General features: G+C 55.0%; 17 protein-coding genes. 8 read left to right on the top strand and 9 right to left on the bottom strand.

Features of this window, described 5'->3' with window-relative positions:
- The 5 genes from ruvA to aspS form a co-directional block, all read right to left on the bottom strand.
- The gene (ruvA, locus tag PAGR_RS09720; protein WP_013026078.1) at positions 1 to 615 is read right to left on the bottom strand and encodes a Holliday junction branch migration protein RuvA; all 615 of its coding nucleotides are present in this window, start codon (positions 613 to 615) and stop codon (positions 1 to 3) included.
- A 96-nt stretch (positions 616 to 711) separates the two neighbouring features.
- Positions 712 to 1,239 carry a crossover junction endodeoxyribonuclease RuvC gene (gene ruvC, locus PAGR_RS09715; protein ID WP_013026079.1) on the bottom strand — a complete coding sequence of 176 codons (528 nt, stop codon included), beginning with the start codon at positions 1,237 to 1,239 and terminating at the stop codon, positions 712 to 714.
- A 36-nt stretch (positions 1,240 to 1,275) separates the two neighbouring features.
- A complete protein-coding gene (locus tag PAGR_RS09710; RefSeq protein ID WP_013026080.1) occupies positions 1,276 to 2,019 on the bottom strand; it encodes a YebC/PmpR family DNA-binding transcriptional regulator in 744 nt (247 codons plus the stop codon).
- A gap of 239 nt (positions 2,020 to 2,258) precedes the next feature.
- Positions 2,259 to 2,690 carry a dihydroneopterin triphosphate diphosphatase gene (nudB, locus tag PAGR_RS09705; protein ID WP_013026082.1) on the bottom strand — a complete coding sequence of 144 codons (432 nt, stop codon included), beginning with the start codon at positions 2,688 to 2,690 and terminating at the stop codon, positions 2,259 to 2,261.
- Positions 2,690 to 4,468 carry an aspartate--tRNA ligase gene (gene aspS, locus PAGR_RS09700; protein WP_014605672.1) on the bottom strand — a complete coding sequence of 593 codons (1,779 nt, stop codon included), beginning with the start codon at positions 4,466 to 4,468 and terminating at the stop codon, positions 2,690 to 2,692. Before aspS ends, nudB begins: the two co-directional genes overlap by 1 nt.
- A gap of 220 nt (positions 4,469 to 4,688) precedes the next feature.
- Between aspS and PAGR_RS09695 the strand changes: the two genes are divergently transcribed.
- From PAGR_RS09695 to cmoB, 4 genes are all read left to right on the top strand, one after another.
- Positions 4,689 to 5,510, top strand: coding sequence for a DUF72 domain-containing protein (locus PAGR_RS09695; protein WP_014605671.1), 822 nt, complete (start codon positions 4,689 to 4,691; stop codon positions 5,508 to 5,510).
- A gap of 54 nt (positions 5,511 to 5,564) precedes the next feature.
- A complete protein-coding gene (locus PAGR_RS09690) occupies positions 5,565 to 5,960 on the top strand; it encodes an MAPEG family protein (RefSeq protein ID WP_014605670.1) in 396 nt (131 codons plus the stop codon).
- A gap of 79 nt (positions 5,961 to 6,039) precedes the next feature.
- Complete coding sequence (gene cmoA / locus PAGR_RS09685) at positions 6,040 to 6,768, top strand: carboxy-S-adenosyl-L-methionine synthase CmoA (protein ID WP_014605669.1); 729 nt, start codon at positions 6,040 to 6,042, stop codon at positions 6,766 to 6,768.
- Entirely contained in the window at positions 6,765 to 7,733 is a 969-nt protein-coding gene (gene cmoB / locus PAGR_RS09680; protein WP_014593894.1) for a tRNA 5-methoxyuridine(34)/uridine 5-oxyacetic acid(34) synthase CmoB, read from the top strand. The genes cmoA and cmoB overlap by 4 nt, the downstream gene beginning before the upstream one ends.
- A gap of 3 nt (positions 7,734 to 7,736) precedes the next feature.
- On the opposite strand, the gene PAGR_RS09675 is transcribed toward cmoB, so the two are convergent.
- On the bottom strand, positions 7,737 to 8,360 hold the full coding sequence (locus tag PAGR_RS09675; protein ID WP_033775260.1) for a LysE family translocator: 624 nt from the start codon (positions 8,358 to 8,360) through the stop codon (positions 7,737 to 7,739).
- A gap of 146 nt (positions 8,361 to 8,506) precedes the next feature.
- Between PAGR_RS09675 and PAGR_RS09670 the strand changes: the two genes are divergently transcribed.
- On the top strand, positions 8,507 to 9,601 hold the full coding sequence (locus tag PAGR_RS09670; RefSeq protein ID WP_014605667.1) for a glycerol dehydrogenase: 1,095 nt from the start codon (positions 8,507 to 8,509) through the stop codon (positions 9,599 to 9,601).
- 3 nt (positions 9,602 to 9,604) lie between these two features.
- On the opposite strand, the gene PAGR_RS09665 is transcribed toward PAGR_RS09670, so the two are convergent.
- A complete protein-coding gene (locus tag PAGR_RS09665) occupies positions 9,605 to 10,450 on the bottom strand; it encodes a hypothetical protein (protein ID WP_014605666.1) in 846 nt (281 codons plus the stop codon).
- A gap of 242 nt (positions 10,451 to 10,692) precedes the next feature.
- Positions 10,693 to 11,445: a copper homeostasis protein CutC gene (gene cutC, locus PAGR_RS09660; protein WP_014593898.1), complete on the bottom strand. Its 753-nt coding sequence runs from the start codon at positions 11,443 to 11,445 to the stop codon at positions 10,693 to 10,695.
- 86 nt (positions 11,446 to 11,531) lie between these two features.
- On the opposite strand from cutC, the gene PAGR_RS09655 reads away from it, so the two are divergent.
- A complete protein-coding gene (locus PAGR_RS09655; RefSeq protein ID WP_013026093.1) occupies positions 11,532 to 12,674 on the top strand; it encodes a MalY/PatB family protein in 1,143 nt (380 codons plus the stop codon).
- Here the strand turns inward: PAGR_RS09655 and PAGR_RS09650 are convergent.
- Entirely contained in the window at positions 12,671 to 13,231 is a 561-nt protein-coding gene (locus PAGR_RS09650; RefSeq protein WP_013026094.1) for a VOC family protein, read from the bottom strand. The two genes, PAGR_RS09655 and PAGR_RS09650, sit on opposite strands and share 4 nt — an antisense overlap.
- A 629-nt stretch (positions 13,232 to 13,860) precedes the next feature.
- Here PAGR_RS09650 and argS point away from each other — a divergent pair.
- Both argS and aqpZ read left to right on the top strand, forming a co-directional pair.
- Complete coding sequence (gene argS, locus PAGR_RS09645; protein ID WP_014605664.1) at positions 13,861 to 15,591, top strand: arginine--tRNA ligase; 1,731 nt, start codon at positions 13,861 to 13,863, stop codon at positions 15,589 to 15,591.
- A 304-nt stretch (positions 15,592 to 15,895) separates the two neighbouring features.
- Positions 15,896 to 16,591 (top strand): aquaporin Z, encoded by a 696-nt coding sequence (gene aqpZ, locus PAGR_RS09635; protein ID WP_014605663.1) that lies wholly within the window; start codon positions 15,896 to 15,898, stop codon positions 16,589 to 16,591.
- The last annotated feature ends 48 nt before the right edge of the window (positions 16,592 to 16,639 follow it).

Genomic DNA, 16,639 nt, shown 5'->3' with positions numbered 1-16,639 from the left:
TCAAATAGCGGCGCGGAGCGCTTCACGGATCAACGTTTCGCAATCCGCGTCAGGACGGCCAACTTTGCTGATCATGCGGCTCGCTTCCTGCGGTTTATACCCCAGCGACACCAGCGCTGCAACCGCTTCCGATTCTGCATCGTTGGTCTCTGGCTCCGGGCCCGGCGTGGTCAGCGTAAAGGCCGAATCGCCGCCAAACAGATCGCCATGCATGCCTTTAAAGCGGTCTTTCATTTCCACCACCAGACGTTCAGCGGTTTTCTTGCCCACGCCCGGCAGTTTAACCAGCGCGGCAATCTCTTCCTTTTCAACCGCCGTCACAAACTGCTGTGCCGACATGCCCGACAGAATGGCCAGCGCCAGCTTAGGCCCAACGCCATTGACTTTAATCAACTCACGGAACAGTGCACGTTCCTGCTTGCTGTTAAAGCCAAACAGCAACTGTGCATCTTCGCGCACCACAAACTGAGTAAAGATCACCGCCTCGTGATTAAGATCGGGCAGCTCATAAAAACAGGTCATTGGCATATGGACTTCATAGCCGACACCGTGCGCCTCCAGCAGCACCAGCGGTGGCTGCTTTTCCAGAATAATGCCCCGTAAACGACCAATCACCTGAAGCCTTCCTTATCCAAAGTATGTGGCGGAATTTATACCATAAAAAAGGCTGGATGAATATCCAGCCTGATAGCGATGACGACGTAAGGGTTGTTAACTCTGACGCAACCGGCCGCGGGTCAGCACCAGCTTGCTGTCACTCATGCGCGCCGCGTTTTGGGCCACGTGACAGTGCGTGATGGCGATAGCCAGCGCATCGGCGGCATCGGCCTGGGGATTCGCCGCCAGTTTCAGCAGCGATTTCACCATGTGTTGCACCTGACTTTTTTCTGCGCCACCGGTGCCAACGACCGTTTGCTTGACCTGGCGCGCGGCATATTCAAACACCGGCAGATCATGGTTAACCGCCGCCACAATCGCGGCCCCCCGCGCCTGCCCCAGTTTCAGGGCAGAATCGGCATTCTTCGCCATAAACACCTGCTCGATAGCAAAAAAATCCGGCGAGAACTGCGTAATGATTTCGCATACTCCGGCATAGATCAGCTTCAGACGCGCAGGTAACTCTGTTGTGTTGGTACGAATACAGCCGCTGCCCAGATAAGTGAGCTGGCGGCCAGTCTGACGAATCACCCCATAACCGGTCACGCGTGAGCCAGGGTCAATCCCTAAAATAATCGACATGACGCGTCTCCAGCCTGAGCGTGCAGCGGTACAGCATTAAAGCGTTTCCGCCACCTCGTCGGAGATTTCGCCGTTATGGTAAACCTCCTGCACGTCGTCACAGTCTTCCAGCATATCGATCAGGCGCAGCAGTTTAGGCGCGGTTTCCGCATCCATTTCGGCTTTGGTCGAGGGGATCATGGCCACTTCCGCGGAGTCGGCTTTAAAGCCCGCCGCTTCCAGCGCATCGCGCACCGTGCCCATCTCTTCCCATGCGGTAAACACGTCAATCGCGCCGTCATCGTAACCGACCACGTCTTCTGCGCCCGCTTCCAGCGCCGCTTCCATCACCGCATCTTCGTCATGACCGGGTGCGAAGGAGATTACGCCTTTTTTGCTGAACAGATAGGCGACGGAGCCATCGGTACCCAGGTTGCCGCCCGTTTTGGTGAAGGCGTGACGCACTTCGCCCACGGTACGGTTGCGGTTGTCGCTCAGGCACTCAATCATGATGGCCGATCCGCCCGGACCGTAACCTTCATAAATGATGGTTTCCATATTGGAGTCATCTTCGCCACCTACGCCGCGTGCAATGGCACGGTTCATGGTATCGCGCGTCATGTTATTAGACAGCGCTTTATCCATTGCCGCACGCAGGCGCGGGTTGGAGCCCGGATCGCCGCCGCCCAGTTTGGCAGCCGTGACCAGCTCACGAATGATCTTCGTAAAGATTTTACCGCGCTTGGCGTCCTGAGCGGCCTTACGGTGCTTGGTATTCGCCCATTTACTGTGTCCAGCCATGTTGCATTTTCTCCGATCTTTTACTGGGTGCAGGCTATCTTACGTGCGAACGTGTCCTGCGGCCGTGCCCGCAATTCCCACGTACAGAAGTACGATCCGTTGCGGTGCGCTGGCGGTGGACACCCTCGCGGCGCCGATTACGCCTGACTGTCGATATTGTTCGGTGCGTTCATTAAAAACCCACCCGATTCATAAAACCTAATGCCTTCGCCACGGGAAAAACGCGCAGCGGCGAGCATTCAGATAAATTCTTCAATCGCCTGGCGATTACTCCAGGATTTCGTGAGGGCAGCGGCGGCGGCGGGATCGAGCCAGCGCGCGGCAAGATGCTCGGTGAGCAACAGATCACGCTCTGTAGGCAAGGCCAGCCTGAACCAGTGTTCACGGTTGTGCGTCGTGCCCGGCGCATAACGATGACGATAGTGCGGGAAAATCTCAAAGTCGATTTCACGCTGACAGTCTTCAATCGTTAGCTGCTCGGCCTTTACATCAATCCCCAGCTCCTCACCGACTTCTCGCTCGGCCGCCTGCAGCGGACACTCATCCGCTTCCAGGCTGCCGGTGACCGATTGCCAGAAATCCGGGTCGTCACGGCGCTGCAGCATTAACACCCGGCCACTGTCCTGCGCCACAATCACCACTAACACAGAAACCGGATGTTTATACGGCATTACTTATTCTCAAGCTTGTCTTTCTTGACGACCTGAATGCCTAACTCAAGCAGTGACGCCGGATTCGCTTCGCTTGGTGCTTCCGTCATCATGCAGGCCGCTGCCGTGGTTTTCGGGAACGCGATAACGTCACGAATATTGTCGGTACCGGTTAACAGCATCGTCAGGCGATCCAGACCAAATGCCAGGCCTGCATGCGGCGGCGTGCCGTACTTCAGTGCATCCAGCAGGAAGCCGAACTTCTCACGCTGTTCATGCTCTTCAATGCCCAGAATGCTAAACACGGTCTGCTGCATGTTACCGTTGTGGATACGCACAGATCCGCCGCCGACTTCATAACCGTTGATCACCATGTCGTAAGCATTCGCTACGGCCTGGGTCGGATCGGCTGCCAGCTGTTCCGCACTCATCTCTTTCGGTGCCGTAAACGGATGGTGCATGGCAGCCAGCCCACCTTCGTCATCTTCTTCAAACATCGGGAAGTCGACAACCCACAGCGGCGCCCAGGCTTTGTCGTCGGTGATTTGCAGGTCACGTCCCACTTTCAGGCGCAGTGCGCCCAGCGCATCGGCCACCACTTTGGCACGGTCGGCACCAAAGAAGATGATATCCCCATCCTGCGCGCTCGTGCGGCTGAGAAGGGTTTCAACGATATCGGCATTAAGGAATTTCGCCACCGGGCTCTGTACGCCCTCCAAGCCCTTCGCACGTTCGTTTACCTTCATCCAGGCCAGGCCTTTGGCACCGTAAATCTCAACAAATTTGCCGTATTCATCAATCTGCTTACGGCTCAGCTGCGCGCCGCCGGGAACACGCAGCGCGGCAACACGGCCTTTCTCGTCGTTAGCCGGGCCAGAAAACACCTGAAACTCAACGGTTTTCAGCAGGTCGCCCACGTCCACCAGCTCCATGGGATTACGCAGGTCGGGTTTGTCTGAGCCGTAGCGATGCATGGCTTCGGCAAAGGTCATCTGCGGAAACTCACCCAGATCCACGCCCTTCACGCTCTGCCAGAGTTCGCGAATCATGCGCTCCATAATTTCACGCACCTGAGGTGCGGTCAGGAAGGAAGTTTCCACATCGATCTGCGTAAATTCGGGCTGACGGTCTGCGCGTAGGTCTTCATCACGGAAACATTTAACAATCTGATAATAGCGATCGAAACCCGACATCATGAGCAACTGTTTAAACAGCTGCGGTGACTGAGGCAGCGCATAAAATTTGCCTTTGTGCACGCGGCTCGGCACCAGGTAATCGCGCGCGCCTTCCGGGGTGGCTTTCGTCAGCATCGGCGTTTCGATATCCAGGAAGCCGGCGTCATCCATAAAACGACGGACAAAACTGGTGATCTTAGCGCGAGTCTTTAAGCGCTCAACCATTTCAGGACGACGCAGATCCAGATAACGGTACTTCAGACGTGCTTCTTCGCTGTTGGTCTGGTTAGAATCCAGAGGCAGCGGTTCAGCACGATTGATGATGTTCAGCGCGTGGGCAAAGACTTCTACGTCCCCCGTAGCCATGTCGCTGTTTCTGTTTTTTTCGTCACGGGCACGCACGGTGCCGGTAATCTGGATACAGAATTCGTTACGTAGTTCAGATGCCAGTTGGAAAGCGTCTTGATGATCGGCATCGAAAAAAACCTGTGCGATGCCTTCACGGTCACGCATATCGATAAAAATCAGGCTTCCCAGATCGCGACGACGGTTGACCCAGCCGCAAAGCGTGACTTGCTGACCTACATGAGACAGATTGAGCTGTCCACAATACTCTGTACGCATAACACTATCCTTTTAACTTCGCCGCTGCAGCTGACAGCACCAGGCCGCGTCACCTTGTGGGGTGCTGTCGCAAAAAAGGCCGCTATTATAATGGAAAAAGGCAAACAGGATAAGTGGAGCCACGTTAAAGCGCGGCATTTCCTGTTCGCTTTTCACCTGTTTGCGTCAATATACTGCGTTACAGGATAATTACCATCACACTCAAAGGCGGGAATCAGGCGTGACACTTCGTATTGGTTTGCCACAATGGCATCACGCGCACTGGAAGCGATGGGGAATCGAAACCCTGGCTGACTATGCGCGTTATTTCGGCACGGTGGAAGGCAATACCACATTGTATGCGCTGCCTGATGCGGAAACGGTCCTGCGCTGGCGGGATATGACCCATGACCAGTTTCGTTTCTGTTTTAAATTTCCCAGCAGCATCAGCCATCAGGCCGCCCTGCAAAATACCGACGACTTAGTAACGGATTTTTTTCGCCTGATGGCACCGCTCGCCGACCGCATGGGTCAGTACTGGCTACAGCTGCCCGCCAGCTTTTCCCCTGCGCAACTGAACGATCTCTGGCGCTTTCTGGACAGCCTGCCCACCCATTTCTCCTACGGCGTCGAAGTCCGCCATGCCGCCTTTTTTGCCAAAGGCGAGGCTGAGCGCGCGCTGAATCGCGGCCTGCTGCAGCGCGGCGTCAATCGTGTGGTGCTGGACAGCCGTCCGGTTCATGCCTCAACCTCGCAAAGCCCGGCGGCACTTCACGCCCGCCAGCAAAAGCCTCGCGTTCCGCCGCATGCACTGTTAACCGGGTCGCGCCCCATGATCCGTTTTGTCGGCAGCGACAACCTGGAAGAAAGCCTGCCACTGTTTCAAATCTGGCTGGCCAAGCTGGCCGAATGGCACACGCAAAGTGACCCTCTGGTGTTTATCCACACGCCCGATATGGGACAGGTGTTTCCGCTGGTGCAGGCGCTCTGGCCGGCATTACAAAAAATTGATGCCAGCATCGGTCCCGGACCTGACTGGCCGCAACAGGATTCGCTATTCTGATAGCGATGGGCAGCCTCGCCCCCTCTGGTGATATGAATAAAAAAGGAAACAATGATGATTAGCGCGTTATATGTGGTTATCGGTGCGTTACTGATAATGAAGTTCACCCTCAATGTCGTCCGCTTTCGGCGTCAACATCATGTTGCTTTTGGGGATGGCGGTCATCACGACCTGAACAGGGCCATCCGCATTCATGGCAATGCCGTTGAAACCATTCCCCTGGCGCTGTTGCTGCTGATCACGCTTGAGATGAACGGGGCGGATGTCTGGATGGTTCACCTGACGGGCATCGTGTTTTTTGTTGGCCGTTTTTTGCATGCTTATGGCCTGCGTAAAGACGTGATGAGTGGACGCAAATACGGTATGATGCTGACCTTGTTTGGCCTGAGTGGAATGGTGATTTTTAACCTCATCTATCTCCCCTGGCAACTGGTGCTCAGCCTGCATTAATGTTGCGGCTTAAAGGGTGCAGGCCGCGGCAGTTTCTGCCAGAATAGCGCCCTTTCCGCCGTCTCTTCGGATTTTCGATATGTCTGATCGCGATCAACTCTTTTCTGCGCCCATTGAAAAACTGGGCGACTGGACCTTTGACGAACGTGTCGCTGAAGTGTTTCCCGACATGATTCAGCGCTCGGTGCCCGGCTATTCCAATATCATTTCGATGATTGGCATGCTGGCAGAACGCTTCGTCCAGCCCAACAGCCAGGTGTTTGACCTGGGCTGCTCACTCGGTGCCGCCACACTTTCGGTGCGTCGTAATATTCACGTGCCAGGCTGCCAGATTATCGCCGTAGACAACTCTCCGGCCATGGTCGAACGCTGCCGCCGCCATATCAATGCCTTTCGCGCCGACACGCCGGTTACCGTGGTGGAAGCGGACATCTGTGACATTGAGATTGAGAATGCCTCTCTGGTGGTGCTCAATTTCACCCTGCAGTTTCTTGAGCCGCCTGCCCGTCTTACGCTGCTCAGTAAAATCTGGCAGGGGCTGAATCCCGGCGGAGCCCTGGTTCTCTCGGAGAAGTTCAGCTTTGAAGATCGTGACGTCGGCGAACTGCTGTTTAACATGCATCATGACTTTAAGCGCGCCAACGGCTACAGCGAACTGGAGATTAGCCAGAAGCGCAGCATGCTGGAAAACGTCATGCTGACCGACAGTGTGGAAGCGCATAAGGCTCGTCTTAAGCAGGCGGGCTTTTCGCACGCTGAATTATGGTTTCAGTGCTTTAATTTTGGTTCGTTGGTGGCATTAAAATGATCGACTTTGGCCGTTTTTATCAGCAAATCGCCGTTGGCCCCCTGGCAAAATGGCTTGACGTGCTGCCTGCACAGATTAGCGACTGGCAGCGGGAGAATCTGCACGGGCACTTCCGTGACTGGTACAAGTCGCTGGAATACTTACCGCTGCTGGAACCCCAGCGGCTGGACCTGCTGAACAGCGTAAGCGCCGATCGGGATGACATCAGCGATCGTCATCGTCAGGGCATTGAGAAACTACTACGCAATTTGATGCCGTGGCGCAAAGGCCCTTATTCCCTGTACGGAACGGAGATTAACACCGAATGGCGTTCTGACTGGAAATGGGAGCGCGTGCTGCCTCATATTTCCTCGCTGGCCGGACGAACCGTGCTGGATGTCGGCTGCGGCAGCGGCTATCACATGTGGCGGATGATCGGTGCGGGTGCGCATCTGGTTGTCGGTATCGATCCCATGCAGCTGTTTTTATGCCAGTTCGAAGCCGTGCGTAAGCTGTTGAATGATGACCGTCGCGCCCATTTACTGCCGCTGGGCATTGAACAACTGCCGGCGCTCCAGGCGTTCGACACGGTCTTTTCGATGGGCGTGCTGTATCATCGCCGTTCCCCCCTTGACCACCTCCTTCAGCTAAAAAATCAGCTGGTCAGCGGCGGCGAGCTGGTACTGGAAACGCTGGTGATCGAAGGCGATGTGAACCAGGTGCTGGTGCCGGGCGAACGCTATGCGCAGATGCGCAACGTCTATTTTATTCCCTCTGCCGAGGCGCTGAAAAGCTGGCTGGAGAAGTGTGGCTTTGTTAACGTGCGCATTGTCGACTTTGCCCTGACCTCGACGGAAGAGCAACGTCGTACCAGTTGGATGACCAGTGAATCACTGGCCGAGTTTCTGGATCCTGACGACAGCAGCAAAACCGTTGAAGGTTATCCCGCACCGCTGCGCGCCGTTCTGGTTGCCACCAAACCCTGACCCTCAGCGGCGAGACAGCGCCAGTTTCGCCGCAAAACCAATAAAGACGCAGCCCGTTAAACGGTCCATGATTTTGACTATTCGTGGCCGTTTTAACTGCTCAGCAAAATAGTGGCTGCTGCCGATCAGCACCGTGCTCCAGGCCAACCCCACCAGCATGTGCGTCAACGCCATCAGGCTGCACCAGATCGGGATAGAGGCGCCCTGCGGAATGAACTGTGGCAAAAAAGTCACATAGAAAACGCCCACCTTGGGATTCAGCAGATTCCCCAATAATCCACGCGTGAAGCAGGCAAGATGACGTTGCTGAGCCGCGGCCTCGGCATGCATTGACACGCTTTGGGCGCGCGGATGCCACAGCAGCCTAATGCCCAGATAGAGGAGGTAAGCGGCGCCAGCCCACTTCAGCAGGTTATAAGCCATCTCCGACGCCAGCAGCAGCGCGCCTAATCCCAGCCCTACCGCAATGCCCCAGAGCAAACAGCCGGTTGCCACGCCCAGCGCCGTGGCACTGGCACGCTGCCAGCCCTGTGCGGCGGCCGATCGCAGGATCAACGCCGTATCAAAGCCCGGCGTCAGGGTCAAAATAATAATAGCCAGTAGGAAAGAGAGCAACGAAGCCGTCATAAGCGTATCCCCGGTAAACATCCGCTCACAATAACAAGCGGTTTTTTGTCTGTACAGCCAGCAAAACCCCATTAGCTGCTACCCTTTTAAGGGCTTTATCAACGGGCCGGTCACGGCCATGATTTATGCAATCAGGAGCAACGTTTATGAAATTTATTTTCTCGTCACCGCGCAAATATGTGCAAGGTGCAGGCGTACTCGATGAACTGGGGAGCTACGTCACCGAACTGGGTACTCAGGCTTTTGTGGTCGCGGACGATGTCGTCTGGGGACTGATCGGTGAACGGGCTCAGGCCACGCTCACAAAGGCGGGCGTGAACGTGGTGCGCCAGCAGTTCAACGGCGAGGCGTCCAGTAATGAAATCACCCGGTTGAGCCAGCAGGCGCAACAGCAGAACTGCAACGTGGTCATCGGGCTGGGCGGCGGTAAAACGCTGGATACCGTTAAGGCAGTGGCTGATGAGATCCAACAACCGGTGGTGATCGTTCCCACGATTGCCTCTACCGATGCGCCCTGTAGCGCACTCTCCGTTATCTATTCTGACAGCGGCGTGTTTGAGAGCTACCGCTTCTACAATAAGAACCCCGATCTGGTGCTGGTGGATACCGCCGTCTGTGCCGCTGCGCCTGCCCGCCTGTTTGCCTCGGGCATTGCGGATGGCCTCGCAACCTGGGTGGAAGCCCAGGCGGTAGCCCGCAGCCATGCCAAATCGATGGTCAATGGCGATCCGACCATTGCCGGGCTGGCCATCGCCCGTGCCTGTGAGGAAACCCTGCTGACCTGGGGTTACAGTGCCTATGTTGCCGTTTCGGAAAAACGCGTGACGCCGGCGGTGGAAGCGGTGGTGGAAGCGAATACCTTGCTGTCGGGCCTGGGATTCGAAAATGCCGGCCTGGCAGCTGCGCACGCCATTCACAATGGTTTTACTGCTATTGAAGGCGATATCCATCATCTCACCCACGGCGAGAAAGTGGCCTACGGTACCTTAACCCAGATGGTGCTGGAGCAGCGTCCGGACGAGGAGATCGCACGCTACATCCGTTTCTATCGCTCGATCAAGATGCCCACCACCCTGAAAGAGATGCATCTGGAGGGCGAAAGCTGGGAAAATCTGGTGAAAATAGGCGCACTGGCAAACAGTGAAGGCGATACGCTGAAAAACCTTAACCCCAACCTGGCACCGGAGCAAATTGCCCATGCGCTGCTGGGGCTGGATGCGTTCAGTCAAACGGTAAAATAACGGCTATTCCGTCACCTCAGCGGGTTTATCCCAGTACTGGTATTTATAGACTGCGCTGAGGTGGCGTTGAATCGTCCCTTTCTCGAACACTTCCGTTTCATTCAGATAACTCAGCGTGCAGTTGCCCTTCTCATCCCAGAACTGGCATTCATCCACGGTGCGCAATGTGCTGACGTCTGTCGTTGCGGTGCCATTCAGGCGCCGTTCCCGCCACTGGTTATCATAGGTGTAGGTATCTTTGCGGCGGGCAGAGGTCGAACGGGTGACCAGGCCTTGTGGATTCCACTCATAACGGTATTCCCCGTTGCTGACGGGATCGGTACCTCGCGCAATACTTTTTAGTAAGTGGAAACGTTTATCATAACGGTAAGTCGTATCCGTAAACCCGTCTTTACCCATGCTGATAAATTTATCCGATGCGCTGATGATGTTGCCGTTTTTGCCCTTCTGCCACTGAATGGTGCCCTGACGGTTATCGACCACCACTTCACTGCCCTGCTTGATGACTTTAACCAGATAGGCATATTCCGCAACCCAGCCGTCCTGAACCCGAACCAGGTGCTGTTCCATGCTCAGGATGACGTTACGCTCATTTTTGTCATAGCTGATGTCCGCCACCAGCAGATCGCCACAGCGATCAAACTGCCCCAGTACCCGTTTCTGTGAGTTGACGTCTTTACCAAACTCGCCGGCGATCACCTGACGCACCTGACCTTTGGCACTGCCGCCCAGCAGGATCCAGTTATTGCTGTTGGTCACCGCTTTACTGTATGGCTGACATGAGGCTGCGGCCCAGGCGGTGGGAAAGGAGAATAACGTAATCACAGCGGACAGCAGAACGCATCGCATGGTGTGCACCTCGGACGTCAATGTCGTAAACGGTTTACCCTAAATAGCAGGAACCGACGGATGATGGAAAGCGGAATTCTTCTCTCAGCGCCAGCAGCGACTGAATTCAGCCTCGCGGGCACGACGATAAAGGGCGCTGAAGGAATTTTGGGCAAAAAATACCCCAGCAAATTTACTGGGGTTTGGTACTTGCAAACATCACGTCATCAATCGGCGTGCTGCGCGGCAAAACTGGTCATGAGTCAAGCCACCCGGGCGGTATTCATTTGCATCACACTTTTCATTGCCTCAACGACATCGCCATCGACGCAGTAGCGGCTGAACTCATCAATTTCGGCTTCGGAACACATGGAAACACCCACTTTACGGTAGCGCATCGGGGATGCCACAAGGTGGCTGGCCGAGCTGTGTACCTCGCGAATATCCGCATCCAGAAACTTTTGCAGGTTGCTGAGGCGAACGCCAGCACCGGCCATAATGATTGGACCTGCGCTGTATTCATTAAGTTCCCTCAATAATGCAATTCCGTTTTCCGCGCTTTGTTGCTGGCCAGATGTCAGGATGCGCCTGACGCCAAAATCCGTCAGCACATCAAGCGAACGCTTGGGCCGATGGCACAGATCGAAGGCGCGGTGAAAAGTCACCGCCATCCCGTCGCACAGGGCCATGATTTGTCGCATCTGACTGGCATGGATATTGGCATCTTCATCCAGCATGCCCAGAACGATGCCGGGAAAACCCAGCTCACGGATACGCGCCACGTCTGACTTCATCGTTTCAAATTCACGGCTGGAATAGCAAAAGTCGCCACCGCGAGGGCGAACAATAGGATGCACCGGAACTGAAATGTCACGACGGGCGACCTCCAGCATGCCTGCAGAAGGCGTCAGCCCGCCTTCACGCGGCGCGGCGCAAAGCTCTATGCGATCGGCTCCCGCCTGCTGGGCGGTTAATGCACAATCCACCCCATAGCAACAAATTTCCAGTGTCGTCATTGTCTTCTCCTTTACATGGCTTCCTGTTCACGCCAAATTCGTCAGGTACGCTTATCCCTTAGAACAGTTTACGTGGAAAACTAACTATGACATTCAATTTTGACCAACGGATAGACCGCCGTCACAGTGATAGTCTTAAATGGCACAAATATGCGGGTCAGGATATTCTGCCACTGTGGGTCGCCGATACGGATTTCCGATCGCCTGAGCGTATCATTGAAGCCATTAAAGCCCGCGTTGACCACGGCGTTTTCGGCTATGGCGATAAGCCCCAGGGGTTGATTGCGGCCCTTATCGCCCGCTGTGCATCACGTTATCACTGGCAGGTCGATCCCGAATGGGTTGTTGTCTTGCCCGGCGTTGTCTGCGGCTTAAATCTGTCGGTCCGCGCCTTTACTCAGCCACCGCAAGGTACCGTGGCGCCCTTACCGATTTATCCCCCTTTTCGCTCTGCCGCAAAACTGGCGGAACGCGACCAGCTGAGTCTGCCATTAATATTACAGGACGGGCGCTGGGTCATGGACCTGAGCGCGGCCGAAGGGAAAATGCAGGACAAAAAGCTGTTGATGCTGTGTAATCCCCAGAATCCTGGCGGTACGGTTTATCGCCGGGAAGAGCTGGAGGCCCAGCTGGCGTTTGCCCAGCAGCACGACCTGATTGTCTGTTCTGACGAAATCCATTGCGACCTGCTGTTAACACAGGGCCTGCAACACATCCCGTTCGCCTCCCTGAGCGACGATGCCGCCCGGCGCAGCGTCACGCTGCTTTCGCCCTCGAAAACCTTTAACATCGCAGGCCTGGGCGCATCCGTCGCCATCATCCCTGACCCGGCACTGCGTGAACGTTTCAACGCCGTCCGCCAGGGCATCGTTCCCTCGGTTGATATTCTGGCACTGGTGGCCGCAGAGGTTGCCTGGCGCGACAATGATGACTGGCTTGATGCACAGCTGGACTATCTGCGCGGTAATCGTGACTGGCTGGTTGAACAGGTCAATGCGCTCCCCGGACTCTCGATGGTGTCACCAGAAGGCAGCTATCTCGGCTGGATTGATGCCAGCGCATTGCCGGTTGCCAGCCCGGCACTCTATTTTGAAAAGTACGGGCTGGGTTTCTCACCGGGTCGCGATTTTGGCGATGATCGTTTCGTGCGTATCAACTTCGGTTGCCCACGCGCGCTGCTGGAAGAAGCGGCAAAGCGGCTTAAACGCGCGGTTGACGCCTTGGGTTAGGACTGCTCACTGGCCACGATCTCTTCCAGGCTCCACGGGTGAAACTTTATCGTGGTTTCCCCGTCGGTTACTGCGAGGGTAGGATTAGGCAAACGTTCATTTTCCCCTTTTGGCGAGCTGGTCTTGAACGAAATACCGGGTTGGGACAGCGCATGGTCGGACAGCAACGCCATTGCTCGCATCCCAAGCGTTTCTGGCTCGCCCCTTAATACCACTTCCACATGCTCCCAGCCTTCATGGCGATAGCGTTTCTCGCCGGGCCAGGGTAACTCCACCACGTCGATATGCCAGCCGGCAATCTGGAGCGGCTGATGCAGTTTGAACAGGCAGACAGGACGACCATTGATCATCGCTGCCGAAAATTGCTGGCCCATTTTCGCCAGACCCTGCTGCCAACGTTCGGCGGTGGTGTTCTGGTGACAGCGAACCGCGACATGATCGACATCGAGTCCGGCATTATCTAATCCGAGTCGCTGTGAAAAACTTTGTAACCGTTGTTCGAAAGCGGCCAAATCTTCGCGTAAATCGTCCAGTTCTGATGGAAAGGTGGTGCTCACGGTTGCCTCTGCCCCTCTAAAATTTACAGACTTAAATATCGTAACTCATTGTTAGCATTAAATCCTAAACGACATAATGGTGAGATTCATCTTATTTGCGTGATTCTTTTCCATTAAAGCAGATAAATTACGCTTTCAATTCAGACTTATCTTCTTTTTAGATCCACCCTTAAGTTGACAAAAACCACCTAACCATCTGTTTAAATTGACGTTAATTAATGCCATAAGACAATTCCCATTTACCGCCAACATGATTGCAGCCGCGTCACCTTTCTTATAAATTTGCATCAATACCATTATAAGGAAAGTTTTTATGACTATGCTCATCGTAGTGGCAACATTGATCGCACTGATGGGATTTGCCCTTGCGCGCCACTGGAAGGTGCGAGAAGACAAAAGCGTTAAAAATGCGCGCCGCGCGCGCCGCCGCTAATCCTTTCGGAAACATTCTCAGCTCTGTTTCTCCGCGTTTATCCAGTTACTGACTCAAGCTGACAATTCACGTATACTTTTCCCCTCATTTTTTTCCGTTCTGCCTGGTGATGACTCTGGTTATCGCCTCCGGCAGAATGAGGATGAAGCGCGCTGCGCTGTCAGCGTGCTTTTCTTAGCATATGTAAGGTAACCCGGTGAATATTCAGGCGCTTCTTTCCGCAAAAGTCAGTCAGGCTATGGTGCTGGCTGGTGCTCCCTCCGATTGCGAACCTCAGGTTCGCCAGTCGGCCAAAGTTCAGTTTGGTGATTATCAGGCAAACGGCATCATGGCCGTGGCTAAAAAACTGGGCCAGGCGCCGCGACAATTAGCTGAAACTGTTATTCAACATCTGGATCTTACCGGTATTGCCAGCAAGGTTGAGATTGCCGGACCCGGGTTTATTAACATCTTTCTCGATCGTGGCTGGCTGGCAGAACATGCCAGGAATGCCCTGCAGCATCCGCGACTCGGCGTCGCCCGCGTTGAACCTCAGACTATCGTCGTAGATTACTCTGCCCCGAACGTCGCGAAAGAAATGCACGTCGGCCACGTCCGCTCCACCATTATTGGTGATGCCGCTGTCCGCACTCTGGCGTTTCTGGGCCATAACGTCATCCGTGCCAACCACGTTGGCGACTGGGGAACGCAGTTCGGTATGCTGATAGCTTTCCTTGAGAAACAGCAGAACGAAAACCATGCCGAAATGGCGCTGGCTGACTTAGAAGGGTTTTACCGTGAAGCCAAGCGCACCTACGATGAAGATCCGGAATTTGCTGAGCGCGCACGTCGCTACGTGGTGAAGTTACAAGGCGGCGATGACTACTGCCGTCAGATGTGGAAAAAGCTGGTTGATATCACCATGAGCCAGAACCAGCATATCTATGACCGCCTTAACGTCACGCTGACCCGCAAAGATGTCATGGGCGAGAGCCTTTACAACGACATGCTGCCGGGTATTGTTGCCGACCTCAAAGCGAAAGGGTTAGCTGTAGAGAGCGAAGGTGCGACCGTGGTCTTTCTGGATGAATACCAGAATAAAGAAGGTGAGCCTATGGGCGTCATCATTCAGAAGAAAGACGGCGGCTATCTTTACACCACTACCGATATTGCCTGCGCCAAATACCGCTACGAAACGCTGCATGCCGATCGGGTGATTTATTACATCGACTCGCGCCAGCATCAGCATTTACAGCAGGCGTGGACCATCGTGCGTAAAGCCGGTTATGTGCCTGAATCTGTGCCGCTTGAGCACCATGCATTTGGCATGATGCTGGGTAAAGACGGTCGTCCGTTTAAGACCCGCAGCGGCGGCACCATCAAACTTTCGGATCTACTGGATGAAGCTTACGATCGTGCTTACTCGCTGGTCAGCGAAAAAAACCCGGAGATGAGCGAAGAAGAGCGGCGTGCACTTGCGGAAGTCGTCGGCGTCAGCGCTGTAAAATATGCCGATCTGTCAAAGAGCCGCACCACGGATTATATCTTTGACTGGGACAACATGCTGGCGTTTGAAGGTAACACCGCGCCTTATATGCAGTACGCTTACACGCGTGTCCTGTCGGTATTCCGTAAGGCCGGTATTGAAGCCGACGCGATTCAGGCCGACATCACCCTGACGGACGATCGTGAAGCCCTGCTGGCTACACGCCTACTGCAGTTTGAAGAAGTCATTACTCAGGTTGCCCGTGACGGCACGCCGCATGTGATGTGTGCGTACCTCTATGACGTGGCTGGCCTGTTCTCCGGCTTCTACGAGCATTGCCCGATTCTGGCGGCCGAAGATGAAGCGACCCGTCAGAGCCGGTTACAGATTGCTGCCCTGACCGCCAAAACCCTGAAACTGGGGCTGGACACGCTGGGTATCAAAACCGTCGATCGCATGTAACCTCTTCAGGCGCTGAGTGCCCACCGTGGCCCGGCGCCTGCCTTCCCTGCCTTCCCCGCCGCCGCGTCATGATTTCCGCGACCGCTGTTTTCGCCGCCTGCTCTGCCCACGATATGAATCGGCCCGCTATCGCCTGAAAACCAGACATCATGATGCATAGCAACGGACAAACTGGCCCATGCTGCCATAATGTCCTGTTTATCTGCGTAAGATCATGGGGTTATTCCTTTCTGATGCGCGCGCTCTACTATAAGCCCGCATTTCATCAGGTCTTGACCTGTTAACGAGAAAGGAAACTAAGTTGATGATTAAAAAAGCGTTTGCCGAATTCATCGGCACATTCTGGTTAGTATTGGCGGGTTGTGGAAGCGCCCTGCTGGCGGCAACCTTTCCGCAAACCGGGATTGGCTTTGCCGGAGTGGCTCTGGCTTTCGGCCTTGCCGTACTGACGATGGCTTTTGCTGTGGGTCATCTTTCGGGCGGCCATTTTAATCCTGCCGTCACGCTGGGTTTATGGGCGGGCGGCCGTATCGGATATCAGGCCATTTTGCCCTATATCATTATGCAGGTCGCGGGCGGTATCGCGGCGGCGGCCGTGCTGTATGTGATTGCAAGTGGTCAGTCTGATTTTGATGCCACCACCAGCGGGTTCGCGGCTAACGGCTTTGGCGAACATTCTCCCGGGGGCTACAGCCTTTGTGCAGCAGTGGTCACTGAACTGCTACTCAGCGCCTTTTTCCTGATCATTATTCAGGGGGCGACCGAAAAACGTGCGCCCGCGGGTTTCGCGCCCATCGCCATTGGCCTGGCCTTAACGCTCATTCATTTAATTAGCATCCCCGTGACCAATACGTCGGTAAACCCGGCGCGCAGTACGGCGATGGCGCTGTTCCAGGGAACCTGGGCCTTGCAGCAGCTGTGGGTGTTCTGGCTGGTGCCGATGGTGGGCGGTGTGGCTGGCGGGTTGATCTCTCGTTTTCTGCTGCGAAGCACAGACTGATTCAATGCGAAAATGACTTCATTATGCAGACCGGGAGCGATCGTGCAC

It is taken from the genome of Pantoea ananatis PA13, assembly GCF_000233595.1.
In the GTDB taxonomy this organism is placed as follows: domain Bacteria; phylum Pseudomonadota; class Gammaproteobacteria; order Enterobacterales; family Enterobacteriaceae; genus Pantoea; species Pantoea ananatis.
Note: the sequence above shows the minus strand (reverse complement) of the source record. Positions and strands in the feature narration are given on the sequence as shown.

Excerpts from the sequence above, each read along its gene's own strand:
- PAGR_RS09690 (WP_014605670.1), top strand. The coding sequence starts at position 5,565 with ATGATTAGCGCGTTATATGTGGTTATCGGTGCGTTACTGATAATGAAG.
- PAGR_RS09670 (WP_014605667.1), top strand. The coding sequence starts at position 8,507 with ATGAAATTTATTTTCTCGTCACCGCGCAAATATGTGCAAGGTGCAGGC.
- cmoA (WP_014605669.1), top strand. The coding sequence starts at position 6,040 with ATGTCTGATCGCGATCAACTCTTTTCTGCGCCCATTGAAAAACTGGGC.
- cmoB (WP_014593894.1), top strand. The coding sequence starts at position 6,765 with ATGATCGACTTTGGCCGTTTTTATCAGCAAATCGCCGTTGGCCCCCTG.
- aqpZ (WP_014605663.1), top strand. The coding sequence starts at position 15,896 with ATGATTAAAAAAGCGTTTGCCGAATTCATCGGCACATTCTGGTTAGTA.
- ruvC (WP_013026079.1), bottom strand. The coding sequence starts at position 1,239 with ATGTCGATTATTTTAGGGATTGACCCTGGCTCACGCGTGACCGGTTAT.
- PAGR_RS09710 (WP_013026080.1), bottom strand. The coding sequence starts at position 2,019 with ATGGCTGGACACAGTAAATGGGCGAATACCAAGCACCGTAAGGCCGCT.
- nudB (WP_013026082.1), bottom strand. The coding sequence starts at position 2,690 with ATGCCGTATAAACATCCGGTTTCTGTGTTAGTGGTGATTGTGGCGCAG.
- PAGR_RS09665 (WP_014605666.1), bottom strand. The coding sequence starts at position 10,450 with ATGCGATGCGTTCTGCTGTCCGCTGTGATTACGTTATTCTCCTTTCCC.
- PAGR_RS09675 (WP_033775260.1), bottom strand. The coding sequence starts at position 8,360 with ATGACGGCTTCGTTGCTCTCTTTCCTACTGGCTATTATTATTTTGACC.
- PAGR_RS09655 (WP_013026093.1), top strand. The coding sequence starts at position 11,532 with ATGACATTCAATTTTGACCAACGGATAGACCGCCGTCACAGTGATAGT.
- cutC (WP_014593898.1), bottom strand. The coding sequence starts at position 11,445 with ATGACGACACTGGAAATTTGTTGCTATGGGGTGGATTGTGCATTAACC.
- aspS (WP_014605672.1), bottom strand. The coding sequence starts at position 4,468 with ATGCGTACAGAGTATTGTGGACAGCTCAATCTGTCTCATGTAGGTCAG.